17 protein-coding genes, 4 tRNA genes and 1 pseudogene are annotated in these 16,342 nt (G+C 38.9%); 14 read left to right on the top strand and 8 right to left on the bottom strand.

Going from position 1 to position 16,342, the window contains the following annotated elements; all coding sequences use genetic code 11:
• Nucleotides 1-5: 5 nt before the first annotated feature.
• The 9 genes and pseudogenes from QU01_RS05335 (at nt 6) to QU01_RS05295 (ending at nt 7,412) form a co-directional block, all read left to right on the top strand.
• A complete protein-coding gene (locus QU01_RS05335; RefSeq protein WP_000401715.1) occupies nt 6-944 on the top strand; it encodes an NAD(P)H-dependent glycerol-3-phosphate dehydrogenase in 939 nt (312 codons plus the stop codon).
• Nucleotides 945-957: 13 nt separating this feature from the next.
• Nucleotides 958-1,854: a glycine--tRNA ligase subunit alpha gene (gene glyQ / locus QU01_RS05330; RefSeq protein WP_033762879.1), complete on the top strand. Its 897-nt coding sequence runs from the start codon at nt 958-960 to the stop codon at nt 1,852-1,854.
• Between the two features lies 1 nt (nt 1,855).
• On the top strand, nt 1,856-2,587 hold the full coding sequence (locus tag QU01_RS05325) for a GTP cyclohydrolase I (protein ID WP_033762877.1): 732 nt from the start codon (nt 1,856-1,858) through the stop codon (nt 2,585-2,587).
• Nucleotides 2,588-2,596: 9 nt separating this feature from the next.
• A complete protein-coding gene (locus QU01_RS05320; RefSeq protein WP_033762875.1) occupies nt 2,597-3,361 on the top strand; it encodes a zinc ribbon domain-containing protein in 765 nt (254 codons plus the stop codon).
• Nucleotides 3,362-4,543 carry a lipid IV(A) 3-deoxy-D-manno-octulosonic acid transferase gene (gene waaA / locus QU01_RS05315; protein WP_033762874.1) on the top strand — a complete coding sequence of 394 codons (1,182 nt, stop codon included), beginning with the start codon at nt 3,362-3,364 and terminating at the stop codon, nt 4,541-4,543.
• A gap of 18 nt (nt 4,544-4,561) precedes the next feature.
• Entirely contained in the window at nt 4,562-5,290 is a 729-nt protein-coding gene (locus QU01_RS05310; protein WP_033762873.1) for an RluA family pseudouridine synthase, read from the top strand.
• Between the two features lie 9 nt (nt 5,291-5,299).
• Nucleotides 5,300-6,154, top strand: a complete 855-nt coding sequence (lgt, locus tag QU01_RS05305) for a prolipoprotein diacylglyceryl transferase (protein WP_033762872.1) — start codon at nt 5,300-5,302, stop codon at nt 6,152-6,154.
• Nucleotides 6,151-6,782 (top strand): annotated as a pseudogene (rdxA, locus tag QU01_RS05300) (oxygen-insensitive NAD(P)H-dependent oxidoreductase RdxA). Before lgt ends, rdxA begins: the two are co-directional and overlap by 4 nt.
• A gap of 63 nt (nt 6,783-6,845) precedes the next feature.
• Nucleotides 6,846-7,412: a hypothetical protein gene (locus QU01_RS05295; protein WP_000476715.1), complete on the top strand. Its 567-nt coding sequence runs from the start codon at nt 6,846-6,848 to the stop codon at nt 7,410-7,412.
• A gap of 2 nt (nt 7,413-7,414) precedes the next feature.
• On the opposite strand, the gene QU01_RS05290 is transcribed toward QU01_RS05295, so the two are convergent.
• Both QU01_RS05290 and recO read right to left on the bottom strand, forming a co-directional pair.
• The gene (locus QU01_RS05290) at nt 7,415-8,071 is read right to left on the bottom strand and encodes a CinA family protein (RefSeq protein WP_033762870.1); all 657 of its coding nucleotides are present in this window, start codon (nt 8,069-8,071) and stop codon (nt 7,415-7,417) included.
• Between the two features lie 10 nt (nt 8,072-8,081).
• Nucleotides 8,082-8,696, bottom strand: coding sequence for a recombination protein RecO (gene recO / locus QU01_RS05285; protein ID WP_033762868.1), 615 nt, complete (start codon nt 8,694-8,696; stop codon nt 8,082-8,084).
• Between the two features lie 80 nt (nt 8,697-8,776).
• On the opposite strand from recO, the gene accD reads away from it, so the two are divergent.
• From accD to QU01_RS05270, 3 genes are read left to right on the top strand one after another with little or no spacing between them, the layout of a single operon-like run.
• Nucleotides 8,777-9,646, top strand: coding sequence for an acetyl-CoA carboxylase, carboxyltransferase subunit beta (gene accD, locus QU01_RS05280; RefSeq protein ID WP_000505062.1), 870 nt, complete (start codon nt 8,777-8,779; stop codon nt 9,644-9,646).
• A gap of 13 nt (nt 9,647-9,659) precedes the next feature.
• Nucleotides 9,660-10,112, top strand: a complete 453-nt coding sequence (rlmH, locus tag QU01_RS05275) for a 23S rRNA (pseudouridine(1915)-N(3))-methyltransferase RlmH (RefSeq protein ID WP_033762867.1) — start codon at nt 9,660-9,662, stop codon at nt 10,110-10,112.
• Nucleotides 10,113-10,121: 9 nt separating this feature from the next.
• A complete protein-coding gene (locus QU01_RS05270) occupies nt 10,122-11,135 on the top strand; it encodes a LapA family protein (protein ID WP_015428033.1) in 1,014 nt (337 codons plus the stop codon).
• Nucleotides 11,136-11,497: 362 nt separating this feature from the next.
• On the opposite strand, the gene QU01_RS05265 is transcribed toward QU01_RS05270, so the two are convergent.
• The 6 genes from QU01_RS05265 to QU01_RS05240 form a co-directional block, all read right to left on the bottom strand.
• Complete coding sequence (locus QU01_RS05265) at nt 11,498-11,860, bottom strand: hypothetical protein (protein ID WP_033762866.1); 363 nt, start codon at nt 11,858-11,860, stop codon at nt 11,498-11,500.
• A gap of 323 nt (nt 11,861-12,183) precedes the next feature.
• Entirely contained in the window at nt 12,184-13,665 is a 1,482-nt protein-coding gene (locus tag QU01_RS05260; protein WP_033762865.1) for a Na+/H+ antiporter NhaC family protein, read from the bottom strand.
• A gap of 125 nt (nt 13,666-13,790) precedes the next feature.
• Nucleotides 13,791-13,878: transfer RNA gene (locus QU01_RS05255), tRNA-Ser, on the bottom strand.
• A gap of 49 nt (nt 13,879-13,927) precedes the next feature.
• Nucleotides 13,928-14,002, bottom strand: a tRNA-Cys gene (locus tag QU01_RS05250).
• A 78-nt stretch (nt 14,003-14,080) separates the two neighbouring features.
• A tRNA-Leu gene (locus QU01_RS05245) sits at nt 14,081-14,167 on the bottom strand.
• A 41-nt stretch (nt 14,168-14,208) separates the two neighbouring features.
• Nucleotides 14,209-14,283, bottom strand: a tRNA-Gly gene (locus QU01_RS05240).
• A 388-nt stretch (nt 14,284-14,671) separates the two neighbouring features.
• Between QU01_RS05240 and QU01_RS05235 the strand changes: the two genes are divergently transcribed.
• Both QU01_RS05235 and QU01_RS05230 read left to right on the top strand, forming a co-directional pair.
• Nucleotides 14,672-15,049 (top strand): RidA family protein, encoded by a 378-nt coding sequence (locus QU01_RS05235; protein WP_000665793.1) that lies wholly within the window; start codon nt 14,672-14,674, stop codon nt 15,047-15,049.
• Nucleotides 15,050-15,070: 21 nt separating this feature from the next.
• Nucleotides 15,071-16,303, top strand: a complete 1,233-nt coding sequence (locus tag QU01_RS05230) for an NAD(P)/FAD-dependent oxidoreductase (RefSeq protein WP_033762864.1) — start codon at nt 15,071-15,073, stop codon at nt 16,301-16,303.
• The last annotated feature ends 39 nt before the right edge of the window (nt 16,304-16,342 follow it).

Here is a 16,342-nt window from a genome sequence, read left to right as displayed (position 1 = left end):
ATTTAATGGAAATTGCAGTATTTGGTGGCGGGGCGTGGGGGAGGGCTTTAGCCTTTGCTTTTGGAGAAAAGAATGAAGTCAAAATCATTTCAAGGCGCGATTTAAACGAGCCGTTAAAAAAGCTCAATGACGCCTTGATTTCTAAAGGTTCTGCCCCCATAGAGCAAGTGGATTTACAAAGAGGCTTAAAAGCAACGCTTTATGTCATCGCTATTAGCGTGCAGCATCTAAGGGAATGGTTTCAAAACGCTTCTTTACCCAAAAACGCTAAGGTTTTAATCGCTTCTAAAGGGATAGAGGTTTTAAACAGGGCGTTTGTGAGCGAGATCGCAAAGGATTTTATCGATCCTAATTCTTTGTGTTTTTTAGCCGGCCCGAGTTTTGCGGCTGAAATCATTCAAGGCCTGCCTTGCGCTCTAGTCATTCATTCCAATAATCAGGCTTTAGCACTAGAATTTGCCAATAAAACCCCCTCTTTTATCAGAGCCTACGCCCAACAAGACATCATAGGGGGTGAAATCGCTGGCGCGTATAAAAATGTGATAGCTATTGCTGGGGGGGTTTGTGATGGCTTGAAATTAGGCAATAGCGCTAAAGCGAGTTTGTTATCTCGTGGTTTAGTGGAAATGCAACGCTTTGGGGCGTTCTTTGGGGGCAAGACAGAGACTTTTTTAGGGCTTTCTGGGGCTGGGGATTTGTTTTTAACCGCTAATTCTATTTTATCTAGGAATTATCGTGTGGGTTTGGGGCTAGCCCAAAACAAGCCTTTAGAGGTGGTTTTAGAAGAATTGGGCGAAGTGGCTGAAGGGGTGAAAACGACCAACGCCATTGTGGAAATCGCTAGAAAATACGGCATTTATACGCCCATTGCGAGCGAATTAGCCTTGCTTTTAAAGGGTAAGAGTGTGCTAGAGAGCATGAACGATTTGATCAGACGCGCTTAAAAGGAAAGAGAGCATGCAAGATTTTTCAAGTTTATTATTAAAATTACAAGAGTATTGGAAGAATCAAGGCTGTTTGGTGATCCAGCCTTATGATATTCCTGCAGGAGCGGGGACATTCCATCCGGCCACGCTTTTAAGGAGTTTGGATAAAAAGCCGTGGAATGTGGCGTATGTCGCGCCCTCTAGAAGGCCTACTGATGGGCGCTATGGGGAAAACCCTAACCGCTTGGGGAGTTATTACCAATTCCAAGTAGTCATCAAGCCAAGCCCTTCTAATATCCAAGAACTCTATTTAAAAAGCTTAGAAGTGTTAGGGATAAACCTTAATGAGCATGATATACGATTTGTAGAAGACAATTGGGAGAGTCCGACTTTAGGGGCATGGGGGCTTGGCTGGGAAGTGTGGCTTGATGGCATGGAGGTTACGCAATTCACTTATTTCCAGCAAGTGGGGGGCATTGCTTGTAGCCCTATCCCGGTGGAGATCACTTACGGCTTGGAAAGATTGGCGATGTATGTCCAAAAAGTGGAAAATATCCTAGAGATTGAATGGGCTAAAAACAATCATGACAGCGTGCGTTACGCACAAGTGCATTTAGAAAGCGAATACGAATTTAGCAAATATCATTTTGAAATAGCGAGCGTGGAAAGGCTATTAGAAATGTTTAAAAACGCTCAAGCCGAAGCCTTGCATTGTTTGGAAAACAAGCTCCCGCTGCCGGCTTATGATTTCGTGATGCTATGCTCGCATTTTTTCAATATTTTAGACGCTAGAAAGGCGATTTCGGTGGCTGAAAGGCAAAATTATATTTTACAAATCAGGGATTTAGCCAAAGGGTGCGCGCTTCTTTACAAAGAGCAAGAAGAAGAAAGAGAAGAGCGCTTAAAAAACACTTTAACAAAGGCTTAAAATGGCGTTAGTTAAGGAAGTGTTGGGAGTTTTGAATCGCCTTTCGCCTTTTGAACTCCAAGAATTGTGGGATAATAGCGGGTTGAATGTGGGGAGTGAAAACCATGAGTTTAGCCAGATTATCGCATGCTTAGAAATCACGCTTCAAATCGCTCTAAACGCCCCACAAAACGCCCTAATCATCACGCACCACCCTTTAATTTTCAAGCCCTTAAAAACGCTTAGCTATGAGGCTTATCCGGGGAATATTTTAAAAATCTTAATCCAAAAAAACATTTCAGTCATCAGCATGCACACGAATTTTGACAAAACGCATTTAAACAAGCATTTTGCTAGTGCACTTTTAGGGTTTGATGGCTTGATAGAAAAAGGCCTTATGTTAGTGAAAGAAAACGCTAATATAGAATTTGATGCGCTTGTAGAAAGGATTAAATCTTCTTTAGGGGTGGGATCAGTGGCGTGTGTCAAAAGTTCTCCAATCATTAAAGATTTAGCGTTTGTGTGCGGATCGGGTGCGTCCATGTTCTCTTCTTTAAAAGCGCAAAGCTGTTTAATTACAGGCGATGTGAAATACCATGACGCTATGATCGCTCAATCTTTAAATATCAGCTTGATTGACGCCACGCATTATTATAGCGAAAGGGGTTTTGCGCTGATTGTGGCTGAAATTTTGCATTCTTTCAATTATTTGGTTACAATAGAGAATTTTAAAAACCCCTTGCAAATCATTTAAAGGAAAGCGATGAACACCCACCTCAAACAATTGATTGAAATTTCGCATTTGGATAAAGAAATTGACTCCCTAGAGCCACTGATCAGAGAAAAACGGAAAGACTTGGATAAAGCCTTGAATGATAAAGAAGCTAAAAATAAAGCGATTTTGAATTTAGAAGAGGAAAAATTAGCCCTAAAATTACAGGTTTCTAAAAACGAGCAAACCTTACAAGACACGAACGCTAAAATCGCCAGCATCCAAAAGAAAATGAGCGAGATCAAATCCGAAAGGGAATTGCGCTCTTTAAACATTGAAGAAGATATTGCTAAAGAGCGATCCAACCAAGCCAACAGAGAAATTGAAAACTTGCAAAATGAAATCAAGCACAAAAGCGAAAAACAAGAGAATTTGAAAAAAGAAATGCTAGAGCTTGAAAAATTAGCGTTGGAATTGGAAAACTTAGTGGAAAACGAAGTCAAAAACATCAAAGAAACCCAACAGATCATCTTTAAAAAGAAAGAAGAACTCGTGGAAAAAACCGAGCCTAAAATCTATAGTTTTTATGAAAGGATCAGGAGATGGGCGAAAAACACGAGTATTGTAACGATCAAAAAACAGGCTTGTGGGGGTTGTTTTATTAGACTAAACGATAAGATTTATACCGAAGTGCTAACGAGTGGGGATATGATCACTTGCCCGTATTGCGGGCGTATTTTATACGCTGAGGGCGCGTATGAAAGTAACGCTCAACCTTCAAAAGAAAGTCAAGAAGAAAGCCAAGAATTAGTTTGATTGTTTAAGTTTTTCTACCTTTTATTGTTAACTTTGGGGCATCTTTTTGGTGTGCCTTTCATCTTGCTTTTGAGTTTTAAGGAAAAATACCGCCATTCTTTAAAGGCTCGTTTTTTTCTCAAAGACAATCTTTTAAAAAGCGAGCCGATTTTTTGGTTCCATGCATGCTCTTATGGGGAGGTCAAATCCTTAGAGCCAATCATTCAAGCTTTAAAAGAGCCGGTTTTAATCAGCGTTACCACTAATACCGGCTTTGAATTAGCCGCTCAAACTTATCAGCATTTGGAGCGTATAGAAGTGCGTTACCTGCCTTTTGAAACCCTATTATTTGCATGGGAAAAAAACTTAAAACGCTTAAAAACTTTGGTGGTTACAGAAGCGGAATTGTGGTTTAATGTGTTTGATACGGCTCAAAAATTAGGGGCAAAAACCATGCTCATTAACGCTAGAATCAGCGTTCGTTCTTACCCCAAGTACCAGCGTTTTTCTTTTTTTTATGCGCTTTTATTCAAACGCATTGATTTGATTTTAGCGCAAAGCAAAGCCGATAAAAAGCGCTTGTTGAATCTAGGGGCTAAAAAAGTGGTGGATTTTTTGAATATCAAGCGTTTTTCAAAGCCTGTGATCGCTTCGTTTTACCCTAAAAACCCAAGCGCTTTAAACATTGTTTTAGCCAGCACGCATGAGGGCGAAGAGGAATTAGGGTTAAAAGCGTTTTTGGAGTTCAAAAAGACGCATAAAAACGCAAGACTGATTGTTGTGCCGCGCCACCCTGAGCGTTTTAAAAGCGTGCAGAATTTATTGCAAGACGCTTTAAAAACGACTCGTTTTAGTTTAGAGTGTTTTTCTTCAAAAGGTTTTGTGGAATGCGATATTTTGTTAGTGGATAGCTTGGGGGAATTGAATAATTTCTACAAAATCGCAGATATTGTCATTTTGGGGGGTTCGTTTGTCAAAATGGGGGGGCATAACCCTTTAGAGCCGGCGTTTTTTAATACGCGCCTAATCACAGGGGAGTATATTTTCAACCAAGTAGCGTTGTTTGAATTAGTCAAGCCTTATAAAATCGTTCAAAAAGAGGATCTGTTAGACGCTCTTTTAGATTACAAAAATTTAGGCGTGGTGCGTTTTTTAGAAAATGGGCATGATTTAAACGAATTGCTCGCTTTCATTAAACATTAAAAAGGATAAAGGATAAAGATGGAAAAAGCTTATAAAATATTGAGCGTTCAAGAAAACATTTCGCATAAAAAAGCTAAGGCTTTGATTGATTTGGGGTTAGTGAGTGTAGGGGGGAAGAAATTGATGGTTGCCAGAAAGGAATTGCCCAAAAATACGCGCTTTAGCGTCCAAAAGGTTGAAAAACCCAGCGTGATTTTTGAAGATGAAAACATTCTAGCCCTTTTTAAACCCCCCTTTATAGAGAGCTATGATTTAGCCTCTTTTTTCAAAGGTTGGGCGCTGTTGCACCGCTTGGATAAAGAAACAAGCGGGGTGGTTTTATTGGTGAAAGAAAATTCAGAATTCCACTTAAAAGCTAAAAAGGCTTTTAAAGACAGGGCGGTTAAAAAGGAGTATTTAGCACTCGCTCAAGGCATTATAGAAGAAGAGCGAGAAATTAACGCTCCCATTCTTACGATTAAAACCACTAAAGCTTTCAGCAAGATCTCTAAAAAAGGGCAAGAAGCGGTTACGATCATCACGCCCTTAAAAATTATCAACAAAAAAACCCTTTTAAAAGTGGGGATCAAAACCGGAAGAACCCACCAAATCAGAGTCCATTTAAAGCATATCAACCACCCCATTATAGGCGATACGCTTTATAATAACGAGCCAGGTTCAGCCAAACGCTTGATGCTCCATGCACATAAAATCGCGCTACTAGGGTATGAATTTGAAGCGATCCCCCCTAAAGAATTTGAAATTTAAGGATTGAGCATGAACGCTTGGAATACGATTTATGATCAATTTAACCCTATCGCTTTTAGCCTTGGCAGTATTGAAGTGCATTGGTATGGTTTGGCGTATGCGTGCGCGATTGTTACCGCTTTTTATATGGCGTTAAGAATGATCCAAAAAGACCCCAAGCGATTCCCCATTGAAAGGAAGGAATTTGAGAGTTATTTTCTATGGGCGGAGCTTGGCATTGTGCTAGGGGCAAGGATAGGATACATTCTTATTTATGAGCCTAATTCCAGCTATTATTTGACGCATTTTTGGCAAATCTTTAACCCTTTTGATAGCCATGGGAATTTTATAGGCATTCGTGGGATGAGCTATCATGGGGGGTTGGTGGGGTTTTTGATCGCTTCGTATCTTTATAGCCGTAAGGATTTGAAAAAGCTTTTGATTTATTTGGATTTGATTGCGATCAGCCTGCCTTTAGGGTATGTTTTTGGGAGGATTGGGAATTTTTTAAACCAGGAGCTTGTGGGGAGGGTTGTCCCCAAAGACAGCCATTTAGGGCAAATCATAGGCATTATGGTGGATAATCAATTGCGTTATCCCAGCCAATTGATTGAAGCGTTTTTAGAGGGGGTTATCGTGTTTTTAATGGTAATGTGGGCTAAAAAACACACCAAAACGCATGGGTTGCTGATTGTGGTTTATGGCTTGGGGTATTCCTTGATGCGCTTTATTGCGGAATTTTACAGAGAGCCGGATAGCCAAATGGGGGTTTATTTTTTAAATTTGAGCATGGGGCAGATTTTAAGCTTATTTATGGTAATTGTTTCGTTAGGGATTTTATTGTATGCTACGAAAAATTCTAAAAAAATAAAGGAAAATCAATGAAATTTTTGGATCACGAAAAAAGAAGACAATTACTGAACGAACGCCATTCTTGCAAGATGTTTGATAGCCATTATGAGTTTTCTAGCACAGAATTAGAAGAAATCGCTGAAATCGCCAGACTATCGCCAAGCTCTTACAACACGCAGCCATGGCATTTTGTGATGGTTACTAATAAGGATGTAAAAAAACAAATTGCAGCACACAGCTATTTTAATGAAGAGATGATTAAAAGCGCTTCAGCGTTAATGGTGGTATGCTCTTTAAGACCTAGCGAGTTGTTACACACGGCCATTACATGCAAAATCTCTATCCGGAGTCTTATAAGGTTAGAGTGATTCCCTCTTTTACTCAAATGCTTGGCGTGCGATTCAACCACAGCATGCAAAAATTAGAAAGCTATATTTTAGAGCAATGCTATATCGCTGTGGGGCAAATTTGCATGGGCGTGAGCTTAATGGGATTGGATAGTTGCATTATTGGAGGCTTTGATCCTTTAAAAGTGGGCGAAGTTTTAGAAGAGCGTATCAATAAGCCTAAAATCGCATGTTTGATCGCATTGGGTAAGAGGGTGGCAGAAGCGAGCCAAAAATCAAGAAAATCAAAAGTTGATACGATTACTTGGTTGTGATTAAACGAAATCAAAAACTTTTTAACTATAATCAAACCTAAATTAGGTTTAAGGAGTGGTATTTTGTTTAAAAGAATGGTTTTAATCGCTCTTTTAGGGGTGTTTTCAAGCGTTTCATTAAGCGCTAAGAGTCTTTTAAGAGATGATGGGATTTTAGTCTCTGATTTAAAGGGCATGAAATCAGAATTGTCTGATGCTCCTGCTTGGGTTTTTGAAGACCCTAAAGTCCCCTACGAAGAAATGGGCGTGGCGTATATCCCTGTTAATAACAAATATTTAGGGATTGAGCAAGCGACTTTAAACGCTAAATTGAGCCTGATCGTGGTTTTTCATGAAATCATGTTGAAGTATAAAAAACGCTTCATGGAGCAATTCCATGAGTCTGAGCAAACGGCTACGAATATCAGCTACGCTATCTATAATTACCTAGCGACTAAGATCCAAGTAGCCTACACTTACACGAATTTAAAATCGGAGGTGGCTGTGGTGAAAATCAAGCTAGTGGGTTGCCAGATTGAGCAAATCAAAAGGTATTTAAAAGCGAGCGTTGAAAACCTTAACGATAACGAAATCGCCTACATCGCTAAGGTCGCTCAAAAAGAATTTGGTAGCGTTTGCGCGTTAAGGTAGTTTTATAGCATTCTAGCGAGCATGTTTAGGGCATGCTCTACGCTTTTACTTTGAATGCTTTCTCTGTCCCCTTTAAAAAAACAACGATCAATGAAAGCTTGAGATCCTAATCTTTGCACACCAATATAAATCGTGCCTACAGGATTAGCCTTACTCCCCCCATTAGGGCCAGCCACCCCGCTAATCGCTAGCGCTAAATCCGCTTTAAAATTTAAAAACACGCCTGATAGCATTTCTTTTACGCATTCTTCGCTATAAACCCCAAAGACTTTTAAAGTCGTGGCATTGACTTTCAATAATTCGCGCTTAACCTCTTCACTATAACACACAACACCCCCCATAAAAACCGCTGAAGCCCCGCTAATGGAAGTGAATGCATGCGATAACAACCCCCCAGAGCAGCTTTCAGCCACCGCCATTTTTAAACCTAAAGATTTCAAGCGCTCTATTACAGCGTTTGCGCTTTTTTGATTATCGTCTAATTCCACGATATTAGAGTTAAAAAGCGTTTGAAGATAAATTCTCGCTTGTTCTACATTCTCGCCTTTTAATTCAATGCCATCTTCTTTGACTTGAGCGGTGATTTTCAATCGTTCCAATTCCTTTTCAATCAAAATAAAACCGCTCTCATTATCCATATTCAAAAATTTAAATTTCATTTTTAACCTTTCAAAACCCTAAATTCAGCGTGCGCCATAATTCTTCCACTTCTTCTAATTCTAAATCAATCGTGCTTTGAGTGCGAAAAAAAGCTTGGATTTTTTCTAAATCCAGGCTTTTAGTTTTCAAACAAGAGGGGTGCGCTAAAATAAACCCTTGCGCCAAAGCGACAGAACGCTCTAATTTTGCATCGCATAAAAAACAAGAATTGTAACTTTGCAAGCGCCCTTCAAAATTCAAAAGGACTGCATACATTTCTAAAATCACTCTTAAGGGGTGCTGTTTGGAGAGTTTGCTAGCCCCATCATCTAAAGTGTCAAAATAGATGCTATCCAAAGAATGCACGCCTTCTAAATGTTTGAACAAAAGAGCGCAAAAGCGTTGCCAAAAAAACAAGCGCTCCACTTCTCTTTCCCAAATATAGCCTAAATGCAAAATATTCCTTAACTTGGGTAAAAATTTATCATCGTTTTCTTCTTCAAAATCAATTTTACGCCCCACATTCAGCACGCTGTGGCGTTTGCCATAGAAACGATAGAGGGTTTTGAGTTGGTTTTTGGTTAAAACGCGCACGATCAAATCTTCATCTCTTATGCTTTGTGTTTGTAAAAGAAACCCTTGCATCACTACTCTTAAGCTGATTTTGTTTATTATAAGCAAAACTTGGATACAATCCTAACAAAACTGCAAAATTAAGGAAAAACATGGGATTTGCAGATTTCTTTAAAAATTTTAAGATCAATAAATTGCGGACAGCACCAAGTAAGGAAGAACAGCCAAGCCATTGGGTGAAATGCCCTAAATGTTATGCGTTAATGTATCATAAAGAAGTGTTTAGTAAATACAGCGTGTGTTTGAAATGCCATTACCATTTCCGCATGAACGCAACTGAAAGGATTGAATTTTTATGCGATGTGGGGAGTTTTGAAGAGTTTGACAAGCATTTACGGCCTAATGATCCTTTAAATTTCGTGGATAAAGAGAGCTATAAACAACGCATTAAAAAATACGAAAAAAGGACTAACCGCCCAAGCTCCGTGATCAGCGGTGAGGCCAAAATCAACCGCATGCCTTTGCAGATCGTGGTGTTTGATTTTAGCTTTATGGGGGGGAGTTTAGGCTCTGTGGAGGGGGAAAAGATTGTAAGAGCGATCAATCGTGCGGTCGCTAAAAGAGAAGCGTTATTGATTGTTTCAGCGAGTGGGGGGGCTAGGATGCAAGAATCCACTTATTCGCTCATGCAAATGGCTAAAACGAGCGCGGCTTTGAACCGATTGAGTGAGGCTAAACTCCCTTTCATTTCGCTCTTAAGCGATCCCACTTATGGGGGCGTTAGCGCGTCTTTTGCTTTTTTAGGGGATCTCATTATCGCAGAGCCTGGGGCGATGATAGGTTTTGCAGGGCCTAGGGTGATCAAGCAAACTATAGGGGCGGATTTGCCTGAGGGCTTCCAAACAGCGGAATTTTTATTAGAGCATGGCTTGATTGATATGATTGTGCACAGGAAGGATTTGAAAAAAACTTTGAGCGATTTGATCGCTATGATGATGCATAAGACTTCAAAGATTTTTTAAAGTTTTAACATTGATGCGTTGCGTGGTGTATTCTATCGCTAAAAGCTCGCCTTTAGAGTTAGTGAAAATCTATCAAAAGCAATGCAGGCAATTTGATTGCGAGCTGGAATTAGTGGATTTATTCCCTAAAAATACCGCCAACGCTCAAAAAGTTTCTAAAGAATTCGCTCAAAAAAGCTACTCTCTAGCCTTTGAGCCGTATTTCAACCCTAAGGCAAAAAATATTGCCTTACACCCTAAAGCTCAAAGGGGCGATAGCTTTGCGTTTAGTAAAATGTTAGAAAATCATCTTAATATTAATTTTTTTATCGCTGGAGCGTATGGGTTTGAAGAAAATTTTTTAAAGGATTGTCAAGTTTGGAGTTTGAGCGAGATGACTTTTAGCCATGAAGTGGCTAAAATTGTCTTGTGCGAGCAAATCTATAGGGCTTTAAGCATTATTTTTAAGCATCCATACCATAAATAGGAGGTGCGCATGCGTTTTTACATTATCTTTACATTTTTGTTCATTGTGGGTTTTGGCGTGTTTGTTTATAGTATCGATCCGCAAGCGTATGCCTTCAATTTAGGGAGCTACAGCTTTAATTTTCCCATTGCCGTATGGCTTATGGGCGTTTTAGGCATGTTCGCTTTTTTTTCATGGGTTTTTTTATTCAAGCACAATCTCAGCCATAAAATCCGCTTATACCATGAAAAAAGGGATTTTGACAAATTGCTCAAACAAATCCTGTCCCAAGACACCCAAAAGACTTTTTTAAAAACGAAATTTAAAAGCGATCTCGCTAAAAACCTCTCTCAAATCTTAGCCCGCTATGATTTAAAGGCTGATTTAAACACGCCAAGTAGCGGGTGCGAAAAAGTGGATAACCTTTTTAAGCATTACCACAATATAGAAAATAACACCCTTGAGCCTAAAGATCACGCTAAGCACTCTCTGGCTTATGATCATGCTTATTTTTCTAAACGCTTGAAAGCTTTCATTCATAACGATTTGAAAAACGCCTTTGAAGTTCTAACAAACGCGCAAATCCCTTTGGAATTACGCCGCTACGCTTTTATAGAAATCGCCCAAAAAGGCAACAAAAAAGAGGTTTTAAAGGCTTTGAACGCGATGCAAGATAACTTGGATAAAGAGTGCGTGAAGTCTTTTTTAAAAGCCTTTTTTGAAAAATCTTTAAACACAGACACTTTAAAAATTTCAGAGCTTTGCAAAAGGGTGGGTTATGACAAGAATGATTACTTAAAGCTCGCGCAAAAAGCACAAAAATTTCTTGTCCCCGATCAATGGTTCCAGTTTTTTGAGATTTTAAGCCAAGAAGACGATAAGGCGCAAAAAGCCTTTTTATTCGTGTTGTTAGAATTAGAAATGAACGATCTCGCTAAGGAGCATCTAGCGGTTTTATCTTTTGAAGAATACATGCTTTTAAACGCTTACATGGATTTGAAACAAGAGCATAAAAAAGCCTATAAGTTAGAAGCGTTTTTGTAGGGGGCTTGTTTTACAAAAAATTCAAGAAATGGGCTAATTGGATCGCTTTTAACGCCAAATGATAAGAGAAAAGACGCTAATGCTTTAAACCTTGATGGAACTGATCCTAAAAGAAACAACCAAAGCCAAAAATATGCTAACCCACCATAAAAAGTTTTAGTAACCCGTATTTGATGAAAACAAAGCTTTTTTATTTTTTAAATTTTTTATGAATTTTATCCGTATTTTAAAAATACTTCATTCATTACTACAACAAAAGAGTTTTAAGAATATTAAAAAAGGGCTAAAAATAAATTTGTGCTTTTAAAAGATGATATTTTAAAAGATGATAAGGGTATTAAAAGAATACCCCAAATAACGCTTTAAAAACGCACCACCATAGTGGCCATGTATGAACCTGATTTGAAGTTGCTAGGAGCGCCTTCAGGCAATTTGATATGGAAATACTTTTGACAACCATTAACCGCTTTTTCATAATTTTTAGTGAAAGAATGGTGATGGCGGTTTTCCAAAGGCCCTTTCATGTGTTTGCTCGTCAACGCAGAATGCTTTAATTTGACAAACAAAAGCAAGTTTTCACCGAACAACGATTTCATCGTGAAAGCGAACGCTCGTTTATAAAATGTCCGTTTGTCAATATCAACCCCAATAATCCCACTTCCAGCCGAATAGACTAAAGGTTTTGAATACAATCTCAGATCATCGCCATTCAAAACGCTTAACAAAATCCCTAAACTTATTAGTGTCCTAACCCCATTTTCTTTCCTTAAGATATAACATTATCCGCATGTTTAACAGATAAGGAAATTTAACTTAAAACACCTTAATGGTTGATTAAAAAATTAAAAAAATGTATTTTTTAAAAAAGCGTTACGATTTAGAGGTTTGTGAAGATTTTTATAATTGATGGTTATTTTTGAATAATTTTTTTAAATTGATTGATAATGAGATAAGACTCTTTTTTAATCCAATAGGGATCGTTAAAACCTTATTTTAATTTTAAAAAATGGGATTTTTAAATTTTTAGGTCAATGCCCAATTCAAGTTTTTAGTTTTCACCATACAACCTTTTTAAAAGATAAAATACCCCTACAAGCAAAATGATACCAATTAAAAGCGCGAGCAAGCGAGAATGCATAAAGCTTGCAACCCCCAAACTCACCGCGCTGCAAAGCATCGCAATAGTCGCATAAGGGAGTTGTGTGATAAAATGGCTTTGCACCGAACACCCCGCCCCAGTAGCCGATAGTATAGTCGTATCAGAAATGGGGCTTGTGTGATCCCCATAAACCGCCCCAGAAAGAATGGCTGAAACGATTAAAATAATATCGCTTCCATTAGCCATGCCCGCTCCAATGGGCAGCATGATTGCAAACGCTCCCCAGCTTGTGCCGGTAGAAAAAGCGATAAAACCAGAGATTAAAAAAAAGATTAAGGGCATATACACCCCCCCTCCACTATTTAAAAATTCCTTGCTTACTTGAGCCAAGTAAAGCCCCGTTTGAGCGTCATCTCTAATCACAGGCCCAATAGCCCAAGCGAGCGTTAAGACTAGTATCGCTGGCCCCACACTCTTAAAGCCATCCAACATGAGTTTTAAAAAACCCCCTTTTTCTAAAAACTTATAGGCTAAAAGATAGGTGATAATGAGTGAAAACAGCCCCCCATAAAAGAGCGAAAAGCTCGCATCGGTGTTTTTTAAAATCACTCCTGTATAAAAAATCAACGAGGAAATGGACACAATCAACAAAAAAATAGAAAGAGGTAACAAGCTTAAGGGGGCTAGTTTTGAAAGATCCTCTTCTTGCTCGCTATAAAAATCTTTCACGCCTATGTTTTGATACTTTTTCATGCTAGGGAGGTTGATTTGCCACAAAATAGTGAGAAACACCGCAATGAGCGCAAAAATCGCATAATAATTACTGCTTAAACTTTGCACAAGCACCGAAAAACTATCTTTCAATAAAGGCGAGTTATCGTTATTCATGATCCCCATAATATAAGCCCCCCAGCTAGAAATAGGGACTAACAAACACACCGGCGCTGAAGTGGAGTCTATAATATAAGCTAGGCGTTCTCGTGTGGAGTTATGAGCGTCGTTTAAAGATTTTGAGATTTGCCCCACGGTCAGAGCGTTAAAATAATCATCTACAAAAATAATAATGCCTGAAAAAAAAGCGATAAATTCGGGGGTTTTGGCGTTTTTAGAGTATTTTTTAGCTTTTTTGACAAAGTTCTGCACGCTACCGGATTTTAAAATCACCTGGCTTAAGACGCCTAAAAAGATTAAAAACCCAAAAACATAAAGGTTGGAAAGATTGAAATGAAGCCCTTTTTCTGGCTCGTAAGTGTAAAAAACGGAAGTGATTTTATGATAAATATATTCTACAAGTTGAGAAAGGTGTAACGAATGCATTAAAACAGCGCTCACTAAAATGCCTACAAACAACGAGAGCGCGACTCTTTTAGTGAAAAACACCATTAAAATAACGCTAAGAGGAACAATAAGGCTTAACGCTGACAATCCCACCGAATAAAATCCTTTAAACTAATCTTTAAATTTCAATTAAAAGAGACAATCAATATTCACAAAATTCTTTGTTAAAAGAAGACATGAATTTGCCAAAACAAATCGCTTAAAAGATTTTAATCAAGTGGCCGGGAGAGAGGGATTCGAACCCCCGGAGGTATGACCCTCAACGGTTTTCAAGACCGCCGCTTTCAACCACTCAGCCATCTCCCGCTATTTTCATAAAAGTCCCTCACAAAAGTCCCTAAATGACTACAATAAATGGAGGCGACACCCGGATTCGAACCGGGGGATCAAGGTTTTGCAGACCCATGCCTTACCACTTGGCTATGTCGCCTTAAATTTAACAATAATGCGTCCATTAAGATAACAAAATTAAACCATGTTTAATTTAATTCGGTTTAATTTGCAACGATGGTGCCCAAAGCCGGACTTGAACCGGCACGGTATTGCTACCGAGGGATTTTAAGTCCCTTGTGTCTACCAATTCCACCACCTGGGCAAACTAAATAGAAACCATGCTCTAGAAGTTAAATCAAAATATGGAGCGGGAAACGGGGATCGAACCCGCGGCCCCGACCTTGGCAAGGTCGTGCTCTACCACTGAGCTATTCCCGCGCTCTTTATTCAAAAAGACGATTGTTATTGTATCTAAACTCAATAATAAAAGTCAAGGTTTTGTTCAAATTTCCAATTCTCTTTTAAAAACAGATTGTGGCTTTGCCCTCTTTTAGTGGCAATGAGTGTCTGTAAAAATGCTCAAAGGCATTTTTTAATAAGCCATAATAAAAGGGCTTGCAAGCGAGTGGTAGCTTTTAAAATTGATGATAACAAAGCCTAAAATTCAAACAAAACCCGTTTAAGAATTTCTAAATGTGGGTAAAAAATATACAATACCTTAATAATAAGATGAAAATTCATGGCGTTTTGTGCTCGTTTTTTATTTCTTTTTAATTTGATTGCATAATAATAGCTGACATAACACATCATCATAGGAGTTCCAATCATGAAAGAAGTCATTCATTCAACGCTAGCCCCAAAAGCGATAGGCCCTTACTCTCAAGCTATCGCTACTAACGATCTTGTTTTTGTCTCTGGGCAATTAGGCATTGATGCGAGCACCGGCGAATTTAAAGGTGCGGACATTCATTCTCAAACCACGCAATCCATGGAAAATATCAAAGCGATTCTAAAAGAAGCAGGGTTAGGGATGGATAGCGTGGTTAAAACGACTATTTTATTGAAAAGTTTAGACGATTTTTCGGTGGTGAATGAAATCTATGGGAGTTATTTTAAAGAGCCTTATCCGGCTAGAGCAACCTTTCAAGTGGCTAAACTACCTAAAGACGCTTTAGTAGAAATTGAAGCGATAGCCATTAAGTAATCTATTAAAGGGACTATCAGCATGAAAAAAGAAGTCGTGGTAATAGGCGGTGGGATTGTAGGGCTTTCTTGTGCGTATTCTATGCATAAATTAGGGCATAAGGTTTGCGTGATTGAAAAAAGCGATGGCACAAACGGCACTTCTTTTGGGAATGCCGGGCTCATTTCTGCGTTTAAAAAAGCCCCGCTCTCATGCCCTGGTGTGGTGTTAGACACCCTAAAACTCATGCTCAAAAACCAAGCCCCTTTAAAATTCCATTTTGGGCTTAATTTAAAGCTCTATCAATGGATTTTAAAGTTTATGAAAAGCGCGAACGCCAAATCCACGCACCGCACCATGGCGTTGTTTGAACGCTACGGGTGGCTGAGTATTGATATGTATCATCAAATGCTAAAAGACGGCATGGACTTTTGGTATAAAGAAGACGGGCTTTTAATGATCTACACCTTAAAAGAAAATTTTGAAAAAAAGCTTAAAACTTGCGATAACAGCGGCGCTTATAAGATTTTGAGTGTGAAAGAAACCAAAGAATACATGCCTATTGTTAATGACAATATCTGCGGGAGCGTGCTTTTAACCGAAAACGCGCATGTGGATCCGGGCGAAGTGATGCGCTCTTTGCAAGAATATTTGCAAAATGTTGGCGTGGAGTTTCTTTATAATGAAGAAGTGATTGATTTTGAGTTTAAAAACAACCTTATTGATGGCGTTATCACGCATAAGGAAAAAATCCAAGCAGAAACAATCATTCTAGCCACTGGGGCTAACCCCACTCTCATTAAAAAAACTAAAAACGATTTTTTAATGATGGGGGCTAAAGGTTATAGCATCACCTTTAAAATGCCTGAAGAATTAAAACCCAAGACCTCTTCTTTATTTGCGGATATTTTCATGGCAATGACCCCACGAAGAGACACCGTTAGAATCACTTCTAAACTAGAATTAAACACCAACAACGCTCTCATTGATAAAGAGCAAATCGCTAACATGAAAAAGAATTTAGCCGCTTTCACGCAACCTTTTGAAATGAAAGACGCCATAGAGTGGTGCGGTTTCAGACCCTTAACCCCTAATGATATTCCTTATTTAGGATTTGACAAACGCTATAAAAACTTAATCCATGCGACAGGGCTTGGGTGGCTTGGTATCACTTTTGGCCCGGCCATTGGTAAAATCATCGCCAATTTAAGCCAAGACGGAGCGAATGAAAAAAATGCCGATATTATGCTTTTTTCTGCATTTTTTAGGGATTAAGGAATTTCTTTTTTAAACCCTAGTTTGTTAAGGAGCTTT

The organism is Helicobacter pylori SA221C (assembly GCF_000476855.1).
Taxonomy (GTDB): Bacteria; Campylobacterota; Campylobacteria; order Campylobacterales; family Helicobacteraceae; genus Helicobacter; species Helicobacter pylori_DK.
The sequence above is the reverse complement of the archived record's forward strand: the minus strand, read 5'-3'. Positions and strand labels throughout refer to the sequence as shown.

What these genes read in the sequence shown, in the direction of transcription:
- QU01_RS05325 (WP_033762877.1), top strand. Translation starts at nt 1,856, where the DNA reads ATGGCGTTAGTTAAGGAAGTGTTGGGAGTTTTGAATCGCCTTTCGCCT.
- accD (WP_000505062.1), top strand. Translation starts at nt 8,777, where the DNA reads ATGGGATTTGCAGATTTCTTTAAAAATTTTAAGATCAATAAATTGCGG.
- QU01_RS05335 (WP_000401715.1), top strand. Translation starts at nt 6, where the DNA reads ATGGAAATTGCAGTATTTGGTGGCGGGGCGTGGGGGAGGGCTTTAGCC.
- QU01_RS05290 (WP_033762870.1), bottom strand. Translation starts at nt 8,071, where the DNA reads ATGAAATTTAAATTTTTGAATATGGATAATGAGAGCGGTTTTATTTTG.
- rlmH (WP_033762867.1), top strand. Translation starts at nt 9,660, where the DNA reads ATGCGTTGCGTGGTGTATTCTATCGCTAAAAGCTCGCCTTTAGAGTTA.
- QU01_RS05310 (WP_033762873.1), top strand. Translation starts at nt 4,562, where the DNA reads ATGGAAAAAGCTTATAAAATATTGAGCGTTCAAGAAAACATTTCGCAT.
- QU01_RS05320 (WP_033762875.1), top strand. Translation starts at nt 2,597, where the DNA reads ATGAACACCCACCTCAAACAATTGATTGAAATTTCGCATTTGGATAAA.
- QU01_RS05235 (WP_000665793.1), top strand. Translation starts at nt 14,672, where the DNA reads ATGAAAGAAGTCATTCATTCAACGCTAGCCCCAAAAGCGATAGGCCCT.
- QU01_RS05270 (WP_015428033.1), top strand. Translation starts at nt 10,122, where the DNA reads ATGCGTTTTTACATTATCTTTACATTTTTGTTCATTGTGGGTTTTGGC.
- lgt (WP_033762872.1), top strand. Translation starts at nt 5,300, where the DNA reads ATGAACGCTTGGAATACGATTTATGATCAATTTAACCCTATCGCTTTT.
- glyQ (WP_033762879.1), top strand. Translation starts at nt 958, where the DNA reads ATGCAAGATTTTTCAAGTTTATTATTAAAATTACAAGAGTATTGGAAG.
- recO (WP_033762868.1), bottom strand. Translation starts at nt 8,696, where the DNA reads ATGCAAGGGTTTCTTTTACAAACACAAAGCATAAGAGATGAAGATTTG.
- QU01_RS05230 (WP_033762864.1), top strand. Translation starts at nt 15,071, where the DNA reads ATGAAAAAAGAAGTCGTGGTAATAGGCGGTGGGATTGTAGGGCTTTCT.